Here is an 18,335-nt window from a genome sequence, read left to right on the forward strand (position 1 = left end):
GAAAAACGGACCCTTCAAAAACCTCTTCGACCAACAGTTCAATAAACACAAACAAAAAGTCGCTCAGTAATGAGAGGGTGCTGAAAATCGGGTGACCGGAGATGGGTACATCTGAATCGCGTTTCAGTTTTTGTTTGCGAGGCACATCTCCGCGCGTTGGTGTTGTGGCGCGGCAGACGGATCCGGGGTCAGCATTCGCCGCAATTTGGCGGCAAAACCTTAGGGTTGCGGAGACACCACTGTCCCACCAATAGCCAGCGTCAACTGGCGCGCGGCTTCCATCACCGGGCGGCTCAGCCGTTCGATTTCGGTTGCTCCGACGCGGCTGGTTGGCCCGGACACGGAAAGCCCTGCGACCGCCTCTCTGTTCATATCGAAAACGGGTGCTGCAATGCATCGCATACCTGTAGTCTTTTCTTCGTTGTCCACGGAAAAACCCCGCAATCTGATGGCTGCAAGATCTTTCTTCAACGCCTCGGGGCTGGTAATCGACTGATCCGTAAAAGCCTGTAAATTCGCGGCGGCCAACCTTCGGTTCAATCTGTCTTCGTCCATATGGGCCAACAACGCTTTTCCGATGCCCGACGCGTGCATGGGTGACAATGTGCCGGGGGGAAAAAACGCCCGGATGCTTTCATGTGTTTCAACCTGGCTCAGGAACAGCACCAGACCTTCTTTCTCAATGCCCAAATTGGCGGTCTCGCTCGTGGTTTCCATCAGCTTGCGCATGATCGGCCTTGCCCGTTCCACCAGACTGGTACGGCGCAGAAACCGCGAGCCGATCACAAACGCCTGCGGGCCAATGTGCCAAACCTGTTCTTCATGGTCGAACTCGACCAGGCCCCTGCCCTGCAACGTCACGAGGATACGATAAACAGTGGCCGGTGCCTGGCGCATTTCATCTGAAAGTTCAGTAAGAGCTTTGCCTTGGGCCTGGCTCAGATACTCGAAAACCTCCATCGCCCGATCCAGTGATTTGATCGTATTCTGCGCGGTTTTGTCATCCCACCCCCGCGGTCTTCCGCGGGCCTTGCGACGGAGCTTCGGGTCATTGTCTTGCGATTCCATAAAAACTCTCTGATCATTTATGAAAGACCGTTTCATAATATGAAAAATATAACCCACTGACAACTATAAGTTAAATCTCATTATACAAATTTTGAAATGCGTTTTCAAAAAAATTTCCAATCAGGCGGCTGGAACCTATTGTGCAGGCAAGGACGCAAGGAGACCATCCATGAGCTTTCAAAACCCCGTTTTCATCCCTGGCCCGACGAACATCCCGGAAAGCCTGCGCAAGGCGTGCGATATGCCCACGATCGACCATCGTTCGCCATTGTTCGGGCAAATCCTGCATCCTGCGCGCGCGGGCGTTCGGAAAATTCTGAAAAGCGACAGTGCCGAAGTCTTCATTTTCCCGTCGACCGGCACCGGGGGCTGGGAAACCGCCCTGACCAATACGCTGTCCGCCGGTGACAAGGTTCTGGCGGCCCGCAACGGCATGTTCAGCCATCGCTGGATCGATATGTGCCAACGCCATGGGCTGAATGTTGAGATCGTCGAAACCCCGTGGGGCGATGGGCTGCCGGCTGACCGGTACGAAGAAATCCTTGCCGCCGACAAAAACCATGAGATCAAGGCGGTTCTCGCCACGCATAATGAGACGGCAACTGGCGTGAAGTCGGATATCGCTGCTGTGCGCAGGGCGCTGACCGCCGCGCAACACCCCGCCCTGCTGTTTGTTGATGGCGTTTCATCAATCGCGTCGATGGATTTCCGGTTTGATGAATGGGGCGTGGATGTTGCCGTTACCGGGTCGCAGAAGGGTTTCATGTTGCCCGCTGGCCTTGCCATCGTCGGTTTCAGCCAGAAAGCGATGGAAGCAACCAAAACCGGCACCCTGCCCCGTACATTCTTTGACGTGCGGGACATGACCAAGGGATACGCCAACAATGCTTATCCCTATACACCCGCTGTTGGGTTGATTAATGGCCTCAATCAAGCCTGCTCTATGCTGCTGAATGAAGGTCTGGAGAACGTTTTTGCCCGGCACCACCGGATTGCCGAAGGGATCCGTGCCGCTGTGGGCGCGTGGGGGCTGGAGCTCTGTGCCAGCAGCCCGGCGGTCTATTCCGATACCGTAAGCGCAATCCGCACGCCGAACGGCTTCAACGCGACGGATATTGTCACGCACGCAGCTGAAAAATACGGCGTTGCCTTTGGCGTGGGCCTTGGTGAGGTCGCGGGCAAGGTGTTCCGGATTGGGCATCTGGGCAGCCTGACGGATGTCATGGCTCTGTCCGGGATCGCCACTGCTGAGATGTGCATGGTTGACCTGGGCCTGAACATCGACCTGGGGTCCGGAGTTGCCGCGGCACAGGAATACTATCGCGGCCATCCCGGTTCCGTTCAGAAGAACGCGGCATGATGAGGGATTGCACAATGTATATCCCAACCTATGAAGACATGCTTGCGGCACATGACCGGATCAAACCCCATATCCGCCGCACCCCGGTGCGAACCTCGGACTTTCTCAACGAACTGTCAGGCGCGCAGCTGTTCTTCAAATGCGAGAACTTTCAGGAACCGGGTGCTTTCAAAGTACGAGGTGCCACCAATGCGGTTTTTGGGCTGGATGAGAAACAGGCCGAAAAAGGTGTCGCCACCCATTCTTCGGGCAATCACGCCTCGTGCCTGTCTTATGCGGCGATGAAACGGGGCATTCCCTGCAACGTGGTCATGCCGCGGACAGCGCCGCAAGCAAAGAAGGACACGGTCCGCCGTTATGGAGGGAAGATTACAGAATGCGAACCTTCCACCTCGTCGCGCGAAGCGACATTTGCCGAGGTTCAGGCCGCTACGGGCGGTGACTTTGTTCACCCCTACAACGATCCTCGGGTCATCGCCGGGCAAGGCACCTGTTCGCGCGAGTTTATCGAGCAGACCGACGGTCTGGACGCAGTCGTCGCGCCAATCGGCGGCGGTGGCATGGTATCCGGAACCTGTTTGACCCTGTCCAATCTGGCCCCAGAAACAGCAATCATTGCCGCAGAACCTGAACAGGCAGACGACGCCTATCGCAGCTTCAAAGCCGGTCATATCATCGCGGATGATGCGCCAAAGACGATTGCTGACGGGTTGCTGGTGCCGCTGAAGGATCTCACCTGGCATTTCGTATCGAACCACGTCTCAGAGATTTACACAGCCTCCGAGCAAGAGATCATCGATGCGATGAAACTGACATGGAAGCACCTGCGGATTGTGATGGAGCCATCTTCGGCCGTTCCGCTGGCCACGGTTCTCAAAAACCCGGACGCCTTCAAGGGCAAGCGTGTCGGACTGATTGTTACAGGTGGCAATGTCGATCTGGACCGGCTGCCCTGGATGAATGTCTGAATACACCCCAACAAAAAACTACCCCGGTATAGGATTACGGAGATGAAAGATATGAGCACTCTCGACCAGTTCGAAGTAGGTTACGACATTCCGGCCAAGCCCGGCATGGACGAAGCAGATATCCAGACACCCAGCCTGATTTTGGATCTCGACGCGCTTGAACGCAACATCAGGAAGATGGGCGATTATGCCAAGGCGCACGGGATGCGTCACCGCGTGCATGGTAAAATGCACAAGTCGGTTGACGTGGCCAAGCTGCAAGAAAAAATCGGTGGTGCCGTCGGTGTCTGCTGCCAGAAAGTTTCCGAGGCCGAAGTTTTCGTTCGTGGTGGGATCAAGGACGTTCTGGTTTCGAACCAGGTGCGTGACCCGGCCAAAATTGACCGCCTCGCACGCCTGCCAAAGCTGGGCAGCCGCATTATCGTGTGTGTCGACGATCTGGAAAATGTCGCCGACCTTTCGGCGGCGGCAGTCCGGCATGGAACACAGCTGGAAGTCTTCGTGGAAATCGATTGCGGCGCAGGGCGGTGCGGGGTCACAACGACACCCGAAGTGATTGAAATCGCTAAGGCGGTTGAGGCTGCAGACAACTTGAAATTCAGCGGAATTCAGGCCTATCAGGGCGCCATGCAACACCTCGACAGCTATGAGGCACGCAAGGAAAAACTGGATACCGCCATCGCGATGGTCAAAGACGCGGTAGACGGTCTTAAAGCCGAGGGTATCGAGTGTGAGCTGGTCTCGGGCGGCGGTACGGGGTCTTACTACTTCGAATCCAACTCGGGCGTGTATAATGAACTGCAATGCGGGTCTTATGCGTTCATGGATGCCGATTACGGTCGCATCCTGGACGAGAACGGCAACCGGATCGACCAGGGCGAGTGGGAGAACGCATTCTTCATCCTGACCAGCGTCATGAGCCATGCCAAGGCGGACAAGGCGATTGTCGATGCGGGTCTGAAGGCGCAGTCGGTGGATAGCGGTCTGCCTGTTGTTTTCGGGCGTGACGATGTCGAATACATCAAATGTTCGGATGAACATGGCGTCGTGATGGATCCAAGCGGGGCGCTCAAGGTCAATGACAAACTGAAGCTGGTGCCGGGGCACTGTGACCCAACCGCAAACGTGCACGATTGGTATGTTGGCGTCCGGAATGGCAAGGTCGAATGCGTGTGGCCGGTGTCAGCCCGCGGCCGCGCGTACTGAGCTTGAATGCTCAAAGAACAAACCTCCGGCCAAACATGGCCGGACAGTCGCCTGTGCGCGCCCGCTTTTGTCGGTGAACCGCACGGGCGCACGAATTCCAAGTGGAGAATGACATGCTGATCGTACCCGAGCGCGAAATCGCCAACCTCATGACCCGCGACGCGGCCTTTGAAGCCGTCGAACAGGTCTTTGCCTCCATGGCTGCAGGGGACGCCTATAACTTTCCTGTCGTGCGCGAAGCCATTGGGCATGAGGACGCCCTGTACGGCTTTAAAGGCGGGTTTGATCGCGCCGGGCTGACGCTGGGCCTGAAGGCCGGGGGGTATTGGCCAAATAACCTGGAAAAGCGCGGATTGATCAATCACCAGTCCACTGTTTTTCTTTTTGACCCTGACACCGGAAAACCGTCAGCGATGGTTGGCGGCAACCTTTTGACGGCCTTGCGCACTGCGGCGGCCTCTTCTGTATCCATCAAGCACCTTGCCCGTGCGGACGCGCGGGTGATCGGTATGATCGGGGCCGGGCATCAGGCAACCTTTCAGCTTCGGTCAGCGCTGGAGACCCACACCTTTGAAAAGGTCCTTGGCTGGAACTACCATCCCGATATGTTGCCGAACATTGAAAAGGTCGCCAATGAAGCCGGTGTTCCGTTTGAAGCGGTCGAACTTGACGGCATGACCGAGGCGGACGTCATAATCTCGATCACCTCGGCTTTTGCACCATCCCTGATGGCAAACCATGTCAGCCCCGGAACGCATATCGCGTGCATGGGAACGGACACCAAGGGCAAGCAGGAAGTCGAGACGGCGTTGTTGGCCAAAGCATCCGTATTCACAGATGAAATCGCACAGTCTATTTCGATTGGCGAGGCTCAACACGCCGTGGCACAGGGCCTGATCAGGGAAAGTGACCTGATCCAGTTGGGTGCGGTCATCAACGGAACGAATCCGGGCCGAACATCAGACGATCAGATCACGTTGTTCGATGGCACGGGCGTCGGTCTTCAGGATCTGGCGGTTGCTGCATCTGTTGTCGAGCTGGCCGTACAGAAAGGCATCGCGATTGAGGTCGATTTCTGACGACATCCCATTGTGGTCGTCAAGGCGAGCGTCGAGTAACGCGTTACATATGTGAGCGATGGGCAAGCATGCCAGACTTGAGACCAAGAAGCGGCGCGATTAGCGCGCCGCTTTTTCATTTACAAGTCCGGGCCGAACCGGTCAGACGTGATCGTCCTGTTCGATAGAGCCCAGCCCGTGGCCTGCCATTCCACCGGACACCTCTTCCGTCGATTCATCCGAAAGCTCTTCGGGCAGAACCAGATTCAGGACAATGGCAATGATCGCAGCAGGCAATATCCCGGATGTCGCCAGAACTTTGAGAGTTCCGGGCAGATGCTGTAAAGCGCCGGGCTCTAACTGCAAGCCCAGACCAAGGCTGAGTGAAATCGCAAAGATCACCATGTTGCGGCGATTCCACGTCACGTCCGACAGCATCGAGACACCGGCTGCAACCACCATACCGAACATCACGATCACACCACCGCCCAGAACCTCGATCGGAACGGATGAGATCACCGCGCCGATCTTGGGGATAAGCCCGCATATGATCAGGAACAGGGCACCTATGGTTACGACCGTGCGGCTCATGACACCGGTCATGGCAATCAGGCCGACATTCTGACTGAATGACGTGTTCGGCAGGGCCCCGAAGACACCTGATACCGCAGTTCCAAGACCATCGGCAAAAGTCGCGCCCTGAATTTCCTTGTCGGTTGCCTCGCGTCCCGCGCCCCCCTTGGTGATACCGGACACATCCCCGACCGTTTCAACAGCCGATACAAAGGACATAGCACAGAACCCGATGATCGCCGCGAATGAAAACTCGATACCGAAGTGAAATGGGTTCGGCATTGCAAACGGAGCAGCGCGCCCAACATTGCCCAAATTTACCTGACCCAGTGCGAATGCCACAACATATCCGACCAACAGGCCAATCAGAACCGCCGACACCGACAACATACCGCGGGCGAAAAACTTCAGGCCCAGCGTAACAACAATCACAGTTCCGGCCATAAGCCAGTTCAGACCAGAGCCGTATTCTTCGGTACCGATGGCGGGTACACCCCCTGCGGCGTACTGGACGCCGACCTTGACAAGCGCAAGCCCGATCATGGTGACAACAAGACCGGTAACCAAGGGCGGAAGCGCAAAGCGAATACGGCCAATGAACAACCCAAGGCTGGCATGAAACAGACCGCCAACGACTATGCCACCCATCAATACTGCAATCGCGTCAACGCCCTTACCAACCACCAACGGGATCATGATCGGAATAAAGGCAAATGACGTTCCCTGCACGATTGGCAGGCGGGCGCCAACAGGCCCCAGCCCAATGGTCTGGAACAGTGTCGCAACGCCCGCAAAGAACATCGACATCTGGATCATGTAAATCATCTGCGGGAAATCGGGGCTGTTTGAACCAAACCCGAAACCCGCCGCACCGCACACGATGATGGCTGGCGTGACGTTGGAAACGAACATCGCCAGCACGTGTTGAATTCCCAAAGGGACCGCCTTCAGAATTGGCGGGGTGTAGTTCGGGTCGCGGAGCTGCTCCGGCGTCCCTAAAGTTGCATCTGACATCGCGTTTTTCCTCCCAAAAAAACTACGTGGACCGGCCCCTCTTCCGGCAATGTCCCTTATTCAGTGATCGTGTAGGCGTTCTGGAACCAATATTCCTCAAGGTTGGGCCCGTTTCCTATTCGGTCGACCACGGCGAACAACCCGGGGGGATGAAGCGGTGTCAGTACCCCGTGCCAGGTGTTCCGATGATAATTCACGCCCTGTCCGGGCGCGGTCATGAATGCAACCGGCTCTCCCGGTACACCCGCGTTGTCGGGCGCTACGACAACGACAAAGGGTTTATCTGAAAGCGGTAGAAAGGCCTGGCTGCCGTCGGGATGACGCTCGACCATTTCAAGTTTGATGGGCAGGTCGAAGGCCTGGGATTGGAAAACGCTGATCCCTGCGCGCCCCTCATGGAAATCCAGTTGGGCGCGATCATGGTATCGCGCGCATTTTCCCTGATTGATGTATTTGTCCACCGCGCCAGACACTTCGATGACATCGCCGAACGGCGCAAAGGCCTCGGCGGTCAGTGGCCGGAGTTTCAGCGTGGATGTCATTGCGCGAATTTCTCGAACAGCCGCAACTCGGCAATCCGTTCGACCTGACGGCAGGCCTCGGCGAATTCGGTGTCTCGATTACTGTCTATCCGACGGTGAAAAGCCTCCAGAATGCTTGCTTTGGTGTTGTCCTTGACCGCAATGATAAAAGGAAAGCCGAACTTGGTCGTGTAGGTGTCGTTCAAGGCCGTGAAGGTCGCACGCTCTTCATCCGTCAGCATGTCGAGACCTGCTCCGGCCTGTTCTGCCGTGCTTTCCTTGGTCAGACGACCCGCAGCAGCAAGTTTGCCTGCCAGATCCGGGTGGGCTGTCAGGACGCCAAGCCGCTGCTCGGCTGTGGCAGAACGGAATACGCGCGCCAGAGCATTGTGAACCCCTGCGGCATTGTCATGCGTGGGACCCAGCTCCAGATCAAAGGCCGCCTGGGCAATCCACGGGCTGTGTTCGAACACGCCGCCAAATTCGGCGACAAAGGTTGGCTGGTCCATTTCCGACGGGGTCAGCCGTTGACTTGGCGGATGCATTTGCGCCCAATGATCGGCGATTTGTTCGCGGGTGGCAAACCAGACTCCGTCATGTTTCTTGAAATGGTCGAGTGCGCGTTTCAGGGCCATGGCGCGACCAGGGCGGCCGATGAGGCGGCAATGCAGTCCGATCGAAAGCATCTTCGGCTCGCCCGCTTGGCCTTCGGCATAAAGCATGTCGAAGCTGTCCTTGAGATAGCTTTCAAACTGTTCGCCGTTGGTATAGCCCGCCTGAATTGCAAACCGCATATCGTTGCAATCCATCGTGTAGGGCACGATCAACTGATCCTTGCCACCGGCCTTGACCCAATAGGGCAAATCGTCGGCATAGCTGTCGGCAATATAGGCCAGCTCGCCTTCGGCGGCGGCCAGATCGACCGTGTTCATCGAACAGCGGCCCGTGTACCAGCCACGCGGGGGCTTGCCGACAACCTCGGTATGAAGCTGGATCGCCTCACGGATCTGGGCGCGTTCTTCTTCCGCGTCCATGTCCTTGTGCTCAACCCATTTCAGGCCATGGCTGGCAATCTCCCAGCCTGCGGCCTTCATCGCCGCAACCTGCGCCGGTGCACGGGCCAACGCTGTGGCAACGCCATAAACCGTGACAGGAAGGTCCTGCAAAAGCCGATGCACCCGCCAGAACCCTGTGCGGCTGCCGTATTCGTAAATGGATTCCATGTTCCAGTGCCTTTGCCCCGGCCAAGGGGCCGCACCAGTGATTTCGGAAAGAAACGCCTCGGATGCGGCATCCCCGTGCAAAACGTTGTTCTCGCCGCCTTCCTCATAGTTCAGGACAATCTGAACTGCGATTTTGGCCCCGTTTGGCCAGTTTGCGTTTGGCACTTGCCGGCCATAGCCGGTCATGTCTCGTGGATACCGCGTCACATCAATTTCCCTCTTGCTGAAAAGACGAATAACCCAAACAATCACCTATGTTTTTCAAAAAATACTGTAAGCAGTCTTTTGACAGACTGCCTTTGCCTGCCGCGAAGGTATTGCAATAGTAACAGCAATACTTAGCGAGAGGTGCAAATGGCCGGTTACCTTACAACACATGTCCTGGATACGGCGCGGGGCTGCCCTGCCAGTGGGATGAAGATCGAGTTGTTTCGGATCAACGGAACAGACCGCACGTTGCTGAAAACTCTGCTCACCAACGAGGACGGCCGCACCAATGAACAAATCCTTCCCGAGGCCGAGTTCTCGACGGGCGAATACGAGTTGATGTTTCATGCGGGCGAATACCTCGACACCACTGGCGTGCCACCTGAAAGCCCGCGTTTTCTGGACTTGATCCCGATCCGGTTCGGGATGTCCGAACACGCCCACTATCATGTTCCGCTGCTACTTTCGCCTTTCAGCTACGCGACCTATCGCGGCAGCTGAGCGTTGCACCGCGTGATCCTGTAGACTGACATTGTATTGTTATTTTTGATACTGCTTGATCTTTCGTAGCAATACCCGATGAAACCTCTGTCGCCTAGAGTGCCAAAGAACTTGGATATGTAGGAGCAACGCCATGTATGACCTGGCTGTTTTGTGGGAGTGGATGGCCTTTTCCGTCCGCTGGCTGCATGTGATCACGGCGATGGCGTGGATCGGCGCGTCATTCTATTTTATCGCGCTCGACCTGATGCTTAAGCCGAACCCTGCCTTGCCAGAAGGGGCCTATGGCGAAGAGTGGGAGGTGCACGGGGGTGGGTTCTATCACACCGTCAAATATCTGGTCGCACCCGCGCGTATGCCCGAGCACCTGACCTGGCACAAATGGCAGAGCTATACGACGTGGCTTTCGGGTGCGGCCTTGCTCATGATCATATATTGGGTCGGGGGCGAGTTGTTCCTGCTTGATCCGACCAAAGCGGACCTGGCGTTGTGGCAGGGGATATTGATTTCAGGCGGGTCACTGACCATCGGCTGGCTGCTTTACGACCAGATGTGCAAGTCGCGCCTGAGTGAGCAACCCACCGCGCTAATGCTGTTGCTTTTCGTGATTCTGGTGGCCATGTCATGGGGTTACAATCAGATTTTTACCGGTCGTGCCGCGCTTTTGCACCTGGGTGCGTTCACCGCAACCATCATGACGGCCAATGTGTTCTTCCAGATCATGCCCAACCAGCGGATCGTGGTGGAAGACCTCAAGGCCGGTCGAACGCCGGACGCCAAATATGGGAAAATCGCCAAGGTGCGTTCGACGCACAACAACTACCTGACCTTGCCTGTCGTGTTCCTCATGCTGTCGAACCACTATCCTCTGGCCTTTGGCACCCAGTATTCATGGATCATCGCCAGCCTAATCTTTCTGACCGGCGTGACCATTCGTCACTACTTCAACACGATGCACGCAACCGGGAAAGGGCCGCACTGGACCTGGGGTGTCACTGTCATCCTCATGATCGTGATCGCATGGCTGTCTTCTGTCAGAACCGGCGAGACATGGGAGGACGCCGAAGCAAGGGCATTGACACCTTACGAAGAAAAATTTGCGTCGGCTGCTGGGTTTGAAGAAGCCTATGACACTGTGCTGGGCAATTGTTCGATGTGTCATGCCCGCGAGCCGGTTTATGGCACCATGAAATGGGCCCCGAAGAAAGTTTATTTGGAAACGCCGGGCGATGTAGCCCGGCACGCCGACCAGATTTACCTGCAGGCCGGGATCAGCCATGCCATGCCACCGCCTTCAGCGGTTCAAATGGACGTGGAAGCGCGCCAAACCATCATCGCATGGGTGCGCGAGGTCAGAGGGCAGTAGGATTTTCGCAGGACGTCCTGTCCTTCGCTTCCTACCCCCTGCCGCGGGACAAATACCCAGTTTCTACCGCTCAAACAAAGCAGGGCGCGCAAGACCTGATGCCGCCCCGGGCCTAGCGCGATGGCGGGGTCAGCCATTGGGCCGACATGCCAAAATTCGAGTTCTTCAACTCTTGCTTGGCAATCGCCTGCAAATGCACCTCGTCCGGACCATCTGCATATCGCAGCGCGCGTGCCCAGGTATAGCTGTCGGCCAGCGGTGTATCCGGGGTCATGCCCATCGCCCCAAAGACCTGCATCGCGCGATCCGTGACAGCAGCATGCACATTGGGTGCCACCACCTTGATCAATGAAATCTCTCGGAACGCTTCTTTGGCGCCCACCTGATCAATCTTCCAGGCTGCTTTCAGGGTCAGCAACCGCGCCTGTTCGATCTCCAGCCGGGACTTGGCGATCCACTCGCGGATCACGCCCTGTTCTGCAAGCTGCTTGCCAAACGCTTTCCGTTCCTGCGCGCGTTCGACCATCAGGTTAAGCGCCATTTCCGCCGCACCAATCGAACGCATGCAATGGTGGATGCGACCGGGACCAAGCCGGGCCTGCGCCAGAGCGAACCCGCTGCCTTCCTCGCCCAAAAGATTGCTGACCGGAACGCGCACATTCTTGAAGACCAGCTCGGCATGGCCTTCGGGGTCGTGCATGTTCAGAATGGTGGGGTTGCGAACAATCTCAAAACCGGGCGTGTCCTTCGGGACAATGACCATGCTTTGTTGTTTGTGCCGATCCGCGTTGGGATCCGTTTTACCCATGACGATAAACAATCTGGTGTTCGGGTGGCAGGCGTTTGTGATGAACCACTTGCGGCCATTGATGACGTATTCATCCCCCTCACGCCGTATTGAAGTGGTAATATTGGTCGCGTCCGAACTGGCCACATCCGGTTCAGTCATCGCAAAAGAGGATCGGATTTCACCGTTCAACAGCGGCACCAGCCATGTCTCGCGCTGTTCCGGAGTAGCAAACATGTGCAACAGTTCCATGTTGCCGGTATCCGGCGCACTGCAATTGAACACTTCCGAAGACCAGGCCACCTGCCCCATAAGTTCGGCCAGCGGCGCGTATTCCAGATTGCTCAGCCGGGTGCCGGGTTCATCGTCGCGCAGGCTGGGCAGGAACAAGTTCCACAACCCTTCGGCCCGGGCCAGCGCCTTGAGATCTTCCATAAACGAAACCGGGAAACCGCCTGCCGCCATTTCTTCTTTGTGATCGCGTATGCGCGGGTAGATATGCGCCTCCATAAACGCTTTCAGGTGGTCATACATTTCCGTGGCGCGCGGCGATGGGGCAAAATCCATGGCGGTTCCTTCCGGTGCGTTGTGGCGGTGATGTCCTCAAACTCTGCTCGCGCCAGAACGGCCGCCAAGGCACTGTCTTCTGGTGAGTTTAATCTGGCGCTTGATTACGCTCAGTTTGCGCAATCACTCGGATATGAAAAGAGGAAAATGCCAATACAGCAATCAGCCGGCGTGAAACGTCAGGTCATTGCTCTCAGAACCTGTTGGACCAACAATACCTAAGGGGATGAACGGGCCGCATTCGGAGATTTGCACCGCCGGGCGAGTTTCACATCGCCCGCGCCCGGAATAGCCTCTCAACCCGCCTTTGGCGTTCACACTGAACTAGACCGGTGGTTTCAGACCCAGCTGTTTCACGGCGGCACCTGCTGTCTGAACCCAACGCTCTTTCAGTGCGTTGTTGCCATTGTGGCGCAAGCCCAGCGATTTCAGAAGCTCAAACCGTTTCAGATCATCGCCACCAAAGGATACAGCGACACGGGGCCACCAATAGTTAACCGCGTCCTGCATCTGCTCTGTCTCTCCGTTCCTGGAAAGCTTTACAGCACCTTCCAACGCCAACGCGCCATGATGGGCTTCGACCGGGGCGATGCTGCGGAAAGCTTCAGCCAACGGTTGGTAGGAAACCATTGAAAACTCGGCCAATTGTTCCATGACCGCACGGCTCATCAGCAGGTTCATGATGACCGCGTCGGTCCAGCCCGAGATCGGATAATTGAATACGGCAAGGCGCATGTCATGTGCGCTGCGGGTCGCGCCGATATCTGCGTCACGATTCAAGCGAGCCGTCCACGGATGATGTGTGGCATATCTCTCGGTATCGGCCCCAAACTCACCCATTATCCTGAGAACCTGATCGGCGTGATCCGTTTTCTCAAGAACAATCCTGGCGGCTGCGATCCGTTCCTTGATGCCCGGCCCCTGATTGATGATGTCGGCGAATCCGGCAGCACCGGCAAGTTCGCTGTCCACGAACGTGGCCATCAGCTTCATGAGTTCGGCGCGGTAGCGTGGCGGAACATTGGTTGGGTTGGTCAGCACACCGCCTGCGGCCAGATAGCTGTCGAGTGTCATGGTGTCAGTCATCGGTCTTCTCCCTTTACTGGTCGTAGTCCACGACCACGCGGTCGGTAACCGGATAAGCCTGACAGCTCAGCACATAGCCTTTTTCAACCTCGTAATCCTCTAGCGCGTGGTTGGCGAGCATCTCGACCTCGCCTTCCAGAACGCGGCAGCGGCAGGTTGAACAGACACCGGCCTTACAGGCGTATGGGGCGTCCATGGCATTTTCCAAGGCTGCGTCCAGAATGGATTGGTCCTTGGGCAGAGTTATCGTCTGAGTGGACCCATCAAGAGTAATTGATGCACTGGTTTGGTTCGCCTGCGTTCCCGCATCTGCCGCACCTTCCTTGCGTTTGGCCCGGCCCGGCTGAGCGCTGGCAAAGAGTTCAAACTTGATCTGCCTGTCGTCAAGACCATGCGCGCGCAGCGCGGCAGCGATCCCCAGCATCATCGGCTCGGGACCGCAGATAAAAGCTGTGTCCACGTTCTGAATATCGACCCAATGTTCGAACAAGTCAGCGCATTTTTCCTGCGTCACCAGACCGGTGAACAGGTCTATTTCCTGCGCATCCGCCTCAAGAATATGGATTACGTTCAGGCGGCCCATATAGAGGTTTTTCAGGTCTTCCAGCTCCTCGCGGAACATGATCGTGTTGATGCCCTTGTTGGCGTAGATCAGCGTAAAGCGGGATTTGGGTTCGCGGGTCAGTGTCGTCTTCAGGATCGACAGAACCGGCGTGATGCCAGAGCCGCCAGCAAAACCGAGATACTGCTTTTCCGCATCAGCATCGATCGGTGTGTGAAAGCTGCCCATCGGTGGCATCGCCTGCACAACGTCCCCGACGTTTAGCTCGGAATTGGCCCAACTGGAGAATGCGCCGCCCTCGACACGTTTGATCCCGACTTGCAGTACCCCGTCATCCTTGCCCGCACAAATGGAGTAGGACCGGCGCAGCTCTTCTCCGTCAAAGTCGCGGCGAAACGTCAGGTATTGGCCTGCGGTGAAATCGAACTGATCCGCCGCGCCGTTGACAGGCTCAAGCGTCACGACAACCGCATCGCGGATGGTTTTGTGGATGTCGGTGACTTTCAGGTCATGAAAACGTGCCATCCGGTGCTCCTCCTCAGATGCACTTGAAATAGTCAAAGGGTTCCAGACAGTCGGTGCAGCGCCAATGGGCCTTGCACGGGGTCGAACCGAACTGGCTGACCTTTTCAACTGCTTTACTGCCGCAATGCGGGCAGCGCTCTGGCCCGCCCGCCGGTTGTGGCGGGGCGATGCCAAACTCTTCCAGCTTGGCGCGGCCTTTTTCGCTCAGCCAATCGGTGGTCCAGGCGGGTGAGATGCAGGTTTCGATCCGCACATCTTCGATACCGTGATCGTGCAAAGCGGTTTCGATATCCATGCTGATGACGGATGTTGCCGGACAGCCCGAATAGGTTGGTGTGACCGTCACGAGCAGCGTTTCGGCATCCCAACGCACATCGCGCACGATCCCGAGATCGACAACCGAGATTACCGGAATCTCGGGATCCGGTACGGCATCCAGCCAATCCCAGATCTGGTCGGTCGAGTGGCGTTGCATCACATGTTACCAGCTTGCACCGGGGTATGCGCGCTGCAACCACTGCATCTGGGTCAAAAGGTGCCCCAGGTGTTCTGTATGCATGCGCCCGTCCCGCCCGCCTTTGTGGGCAAATCGGCTTTCCGGAAGGGTCAATGTCGCCTTGGCCAGAACCCGTTTGACCAGCGCATCATATTCTTCGCGCAGATCGGCCGGGTTTGGCGCGATCCCGGCCGCAGCCATCTGAGCGTCGATGTCATCGCTGACAAACATCTCGCCTACATAGGGCCAGAGGTAATCCAGCGCTGCCTGCATCCGGGTGTGGCTTTCTTCGGTTCCATCACCCAGACCTACGACCGTTTCTGCCGAACGCTCCAGATGATAGGCGACTTCCTTGCTGGCTTTGGCAGCAATCGCGGCGACACGATCGTCAGAAGATGTCAGAAGACGGCCGAGCATGATCGAATGCCAGGCATCGAACAGGAACTGGCGCATCAGGGTGCGGCCGAAATCACCGTTCGGAACCTCGACCAGCAACACATTGCGGAAATCCCACGCGTCGCGCAGAAATGCCAGATCATCGGCGGTTTTGCCACCACCTGTCTCTCCGGCAAGGCCTAGCCACATCTGGGTCTGTCCAATCAGGTCCAGCGCCGTGTTGGCCAGTGCAATATCCTCCTCCAACACTGGCGCGTGGCCGCACCATTCGCTGACGCGATGGCCCAGGATCAGGGTATTATCGCCCATCCGCAGCAGGAACTGCTGAAACGCTTCGTCGCGGGTCATCACATCGCCCCCACTTCTTCGGGGATGTCGAAAAAGGTCGGGTGGCGGTACACTTTGCTTTCGCTGGGTTCATACAACGGGCCTTTGTCGCTGGGCGACGAGGCCGAGATTTTGTTGGCTTCTACCACCCAAATCGACACGCCTTCGTTGCGGCGGGTGTAAACATCGCGTGCATTCTTGATCGCCATTTCCGCGTCCGGGGCATGCAGCGAGCCGACATGTCGGTGGCTCATCCCATGTTGACCGCGGATGAAGATTTCCCACAGGGGCCATTCGGTATTCATCGGGTTTCCTCCTCAGGGTAAGCTTATTCGGCGGCCAGATTGCCGGCCTGTTTCTTGCGCGCATGGGCCAACAGCCCGTCGCGTACCCATTTGCCGTCATCCCAGGCCTTGTTGCGCGCCGCCAGTCGGTCGACGTTGCAGGGGCCGTTGCCCTTGATCACATCGAAGAATTCCGACCAATCCGGCTCTGAGAAATCGTAGTGCCCGCGCTCTTCGTTCCACTTCAGGTTCGGGTCGGGGATTGACAGTCCCAGATATTCGGCCTGCGGGACGGTCTGGTCGACGAATTTCTGGCGCAGCTCATCATTGGTGTTGATCTTGATCTTCCAAGCCATCGACTGCGCTGAATGGACGGAATCCTTGTCGGACGGTCCAAACATCATCAACGACGGGTACCAGAAGCGATTCATCGCGTCCTGCGCCATCTTGCGCTGCTCGGGCGTGCCTTCGGCCATTTTGCGGATCGCGTCATAGCCTTGGCGCTGATGGAAGCTTTCTTCCTTGCAGATGCGGATCATGGCGCGTGAGTACGGCCCGTAAGACGTTCTTTGCAGCGGCACTTGATTCATGATGGCGGCGCCATCGACCAACCATCCGACCGCGCCGATATCCGCCCAGTTCAGCGTCGGGTAATTGAAGATCGACGAGTATTTCATACGACCGTCCAGCAGCATCTCGGTGATCTCATCGCGGCTGACACCCAGTGTTTCGGCCGCACAATACAGGTAGAGCCCATGGCCGGCTTCATCCTGCACCTTGGCCAGAAGGATTGCCTTGCGTTGCAGCGTCGGCGCACGTGTGATCCAGTTCCCTTCGGGCAATTGCCCGACGATCTCGGAATGCGCGTGCTGTCCGATCTGGCGGATCAGCGTCTTGCGATACCCCAGAGGCATCCAGTCCTTGGGTTCGATCTTGATATCCGCGTCGATCCGTGCCTGAAACTCAGCAAGCTTTTCAGGATCATCGTTTGACGCCTCGGATTCTACCATCTGGGCATACATGTCCCGTCTCCTCCGTTACACGCGTTCAAGAATAAGTGCAGCGCCTTGCCCGACGCCGACGCACATTGTGCAAAGCGCATAGCGCACTTTGGTGCGTTTCAGTTGGTACGCTGCGGTCAACACAAGTCGGGCGCCGCTCATCCCCAATGGATGACCAAGGGCGATTGCACCGCCATTCGGGTTCACATGAGCTGCGTCATCGGGCAGGCCAAGCTCTCGCAGCGTTGCCAGACCTTGCGACGCAAACGCCTCGTTCAATTCGATCACATCCATCTGGTCGATGCTCAGCCCCGCGCGCGCCAAAACCTTTCGGCTGGCAGGAACCGGACCAATACCCATGACCCGAGGCTCGACGCCCGCGACAGACATACCAACCACACGGGCAATCGGGGTCAAACCATTCTTTGCCGCTGCCACTTCATTCGCCATCAGGATCGCGGCGGCACCGTCATTCACGCCCGAGGCATTCCCAGCGGTCACTGTTTTCTCCGGCCCGTTTACACCCTTGAGGCCCGAGAGTTTTTCCGCTGTGGTTCCCGGGCGAGGATGTTCATCCGTATCGACAACAATCGGATCGCCCTTGCGCTGCGGAATTGAAACCGGTGTGATTTCCTCTTGGAACACGCCTGCCGCGTGCGCCGCAGCCCATCGTGCCTGACTGCGCGCGGCAAAGGCGTCCTGGTCTTCACGGCTGATCCCGTAATCTTCAGCGACATTGTCAGCCGTTTGCGGCATGGAATCGACGCCATACTGCTGCTTTAGCCTTGGGTTCACAAAGCGCCAGCCAATCGTGGTGTCGTAAACCGCATTGCTACGCGTAAACGCCGACGTCGCTTTGGGCATTACAAACGGTGCGCGCGACATGCTTTCCACGCCACCCGCAACAGCAAGATCATAATCGCCTGCCTTGATACCACGCGCTGCCATTCCGACGGCATCCATACCACTGGCGCACAAGCGGTTTATCGTTGTTCCCGGCACGTCCGTCGGCAATCCGGCAAGCAGTGCCGCCATCCGGGCAACGTTGCGATTGCTCTCTCCTGCCTGGTTGGCATCGCCATAAATGACGTCATCCACACTGGTCCAGTCGACTTGCGGGTTGCGCGCCATCAGGGCCGCCAGCGGGATAGCCGCCAGATCATCCGTGCGAACCGATGAAAGCGCACCACCATACCGCCCAATCGGGGTGCGGGTTGCGTCGCAGATGAAGGCGTCCAT

18 protein-coding genes are annotated in these 18,335 nt (G+C 57.1%); 6 read left to right on the forward strand and 12 right to left on the reverse strand.

Annotated features, from left to right (window positions below; all coding sequences use genetic code 11):
* Positions 1 to 219: 219 nt before the first annotated feature.
* Positions 220 to 1,068 carry an HTH-type transcriptional regulator BhcR gene (gene bhcR / locus AC2FPW_RS17850; RefSeq protein ID WP_496754834.1) on the reverse strand — a complete coding sequence of 283 codons (849 nt, stop codon included), beginning with the start codon at positions 1,066 to 1,068 and terminating at the stop codon, positions 220 to 222.
* Positions 1,069 to 1,237: 169 nt separating this feature from the next.
* On the opposite strand from bhcR, the gene bhcA reads away from it, so the two are divergent.
* The 4 genes from bhcA to bhcD all read left to right on the forward strand — a co-directional run bounded on the left by bhcA (position 1,238) and on the right by bhcD (position 5,681).
* On the forward strand, positions 1,238 to 2,428 hold the full coding sequence (gene bhcA, locus AC2FPW_RS17855) for an L-aspartate--glyoxylate aminotransferase BhcA (protein ID WP_496814806.1): 1,191 nt from the start codon (positions 1,238 to 1,240) through the stop codon (positions 2,426 to 2,428).
* The gene (gene bhcB, locus AC2FPW_RS17860; protein ID WP_267366578.1) at positions 2,428 to 3,396 is read left to right on the forward strand and encodes a beta-hydroxyaspartate dehydratase BhcB; all 969 of its coding nucleotides are present in this window, start codon (positions 2,428 to 2,430) and stop codon (positions 3,394 to 3,396) included. Before bhcA ends, bhcB begins: the two co-directional genes overlap by 1 nt.
* Before the next feature lie 42 nt (positions 3,397 to 3,438).
* On the forward strand, positions 3,439 to 4,602 hold the full coding sequence (gene bhcC / locus AC2FPW_RS17865; RefSeq protein WP_267366574.1) for a 3-hydroxy-D-aspartate aldolase BhcC: 1,164 nt from the start codon (positions 3,439 to 3,441) through the stop codon (positions 4,600 to 4,602).
* 113 nt (positions 4,603 to 4,715) lie between these two features.
* Positions 4,716 to 5,681: an iminosuccinate reductase BhcD gene (bhcD, locus tag AC2FPW_RS17870; protein ID WP_496814807.1), complete on the forward strand. Its 966-nt coding sequence runs from the start codon at positions 4,716 to 4,718 to the stop codon at positions 5,679 to 5,681.
* Positions 5,682 to 5,822: 141 nt separating this feature from the next.
* On the opposite strand, the gene AC2FPW_RS17875 is transcribed toward bhcD, so the two are convergent.
* Genes AC2FPW_RS17875 through puuE form a run of 3 tightly spaced genes read right to left on the reverse strand, consistent with a single transcriptional unit; the run spans position 5,823 to position 9,198 of the window.
* Positions 5,823 to 7,247 (reverse strand): uracil-xanthine permease family protein, encoded by a 1,425-nt coding sequence (locus AC2FPW_RS17875; protein WP_496814808.1) that lies wholly within the window; start codon positions 7,245 to 7,247, stop codon positions 5,823 to 5,825.
* Positions 7,248 to 7,303: 56 nt separating this feature from the next.
* Positions 7,304 to 7,789: an ureidoglycolate lyase gene (locus AC2FPW_RS17880; protein ID WP_480484847.1), complete on the reverse strand. Its 486-nt coding sequence runs from the start codon at positions 7,787 to 7,789 to the stop codon at positions 7,304 to 7,306.
* A complete protein-coding gene (gene puuE, locus AC2FPW_RS17885; protein WP_496814809.1) occupies positions 7,786 to 9,198 on the reverse strand; it encodes an allantoinase PuuE in 1,413 nt (470 codons plus the stop codon). Before puuE ends, AC2FPW_RS17880 begins: the two co-directional genes overlap by 4 nt.
* A gap of 147 nt (positions 9,199 to 9,345) precedes the next feature.
* Between puuE and uraH the strand changes: the two genes are divergently transcribed.
* Positions 9,346 to 9,699 (forward strand): hydroxyisourate hydrolase, encoded by a 354-nt coding sequence (gene uraH, locus AC2FPW_RS17890; protein WP_480489200.1) that lies wholly within the window; start codon positions 9,346 to 9,348, stop codon positions 9,697 to 9,699.
* A gap of 133 nt (positions 9,700 to 9,832) precedes the next feature.
* Positions 9,833 to 11,065: a urate hydroxylase PuuD gene (locus tag AC2FPW_RS17895; protein ID WP_267366653.1), complete on the forward strand. Its 1,233-nt coding sequence runs from the start codon at positions 9,833 to 9,835 to the stop codon at positions 11,063 to 11,065.
* A gap of 112 nt (positions 11,066 to 11,177) precedes the next feature.
* Here the strand turns inward: AC2FPW_RS17895 and AC2FPW_RS17900 are convergent, their stop codons facing one another.
* The 8 genes from AC2FPW_RS17900 to pcaF all read right to left on the reverse strand — a co-directional run bounded on the left by AC2FPW_RS17900 (position 11,178) and on the right by pcaF (position 18,335).
* Positions 11,178 to 12,419: an acyl-CoA dehydrogenase family protein gene (locus tag AC2FPW_RS17900; RefSeq protein WP_496814810.1), complete on the reverse strand. Its 1,242-nt coding sequence runs from the start codon at positions 12,417 to 12,419 to the stop codon at positions 11,178 to 11,180.
* Positions 12,420 to 12,743: 324 nt separating this feature from the next.
* Complete coding sequence (locus AC2FPW_RS17905) at positions 12,744 to 13,505, reverse strand: Phenylacetic acid catabolic protein (protein WP_480588995.1); 762 nt, start codon at positions 13,503 to 13,505, stop codon at positions 12,744 to 12,746.
* Between the two features lie 13 nt (positions 13,506 to 13,518).
* On the reverse strand, positions 13,519 to 14,592 hold the full coding sequence (locus AC2FPW_RS17910) for a 2Fe-2S iron-sulfur cluster-binding protein (protein WP_496814811.1): 1,074 nt from the start codon (positions 14,590 to 14,592) through the stop codon (positions 13,519 to 13,521).
* A 13-nt stretch (positions 14,593 to 14,605) separates the two neighbouring features.
* Positions 14,606 to 15,067, reverse strand: a complete 462-nt coding sequence (gene paaD, locus AC2FPW_RS17915; RefSeq protein ID WP_267366243.1) for a 1,2-phenylacetyl-CoA epoxidase subunit PaaD — start codon at positions 15,065 to 15,067, stop codon at positions 14,606 to 14,608.
* Positions 15,068 to 15,073: 6 nt separating this feature from the next.
* Complete coding sequence (gene paaC, locus AC2FPW_RS17920; RefSeq protein WP_496814812.1) at positions 15,074 to 15,832, reverse strand: 1,2-phenylacetyl-CoA epoxidase subunit PaaC; 759 nt, start codon at positions 15,830 to 15,832, stop codon at positions 15,074 to 15,076.
* The gene (gene paaB, locus AC2FPW_RS17925) at positions 15,832 to 16,116 is read right to left on the reverse strand and encodes a 1,2-phenylacetyl-CoA epoxidase subunit PaaB (protein ID WP_496814813.1); all 285 of its coding nucleotides are present in this window, start codon (positions 16,114 to 16,116) and stop codon (positions 15,832 to 15,834) included. The genes paaC and paaB overlap by 1 nt, the downstream gene beginning before the upstream one ends.
* Before the next feature lie 23 nt (positions 16,117 to 16,139).
* Entirely contained in the window at positions 16,140 to 17,117 is a 978-nt protein-coding gene (gene paaA / locus AC2FPW_RS17930) for a 1,2-phenylacetyl-CoA epoxidase subunit PaaA (RefSeq protein WP_496814814.1), read from the reverse strand.
* Between the two features lie 15 nt (positions 17,118 to 17,132).
* Positions 17,133 to 18,335, reverse strand: coding sequence for a 3-oxoadipyl-CoA thiolase (pcaF, locus tag AC2FPW_RS17935; RefSeq protein ID WP_496814815.1), 1,203 nt, complete (start codon positions 18,333 to 18,335; stop codon positions 17,133 to 17,135).

The sequence above is a fragment of the Ruegeria sp. SATB027 genome, from assembly GCF_059613825.1.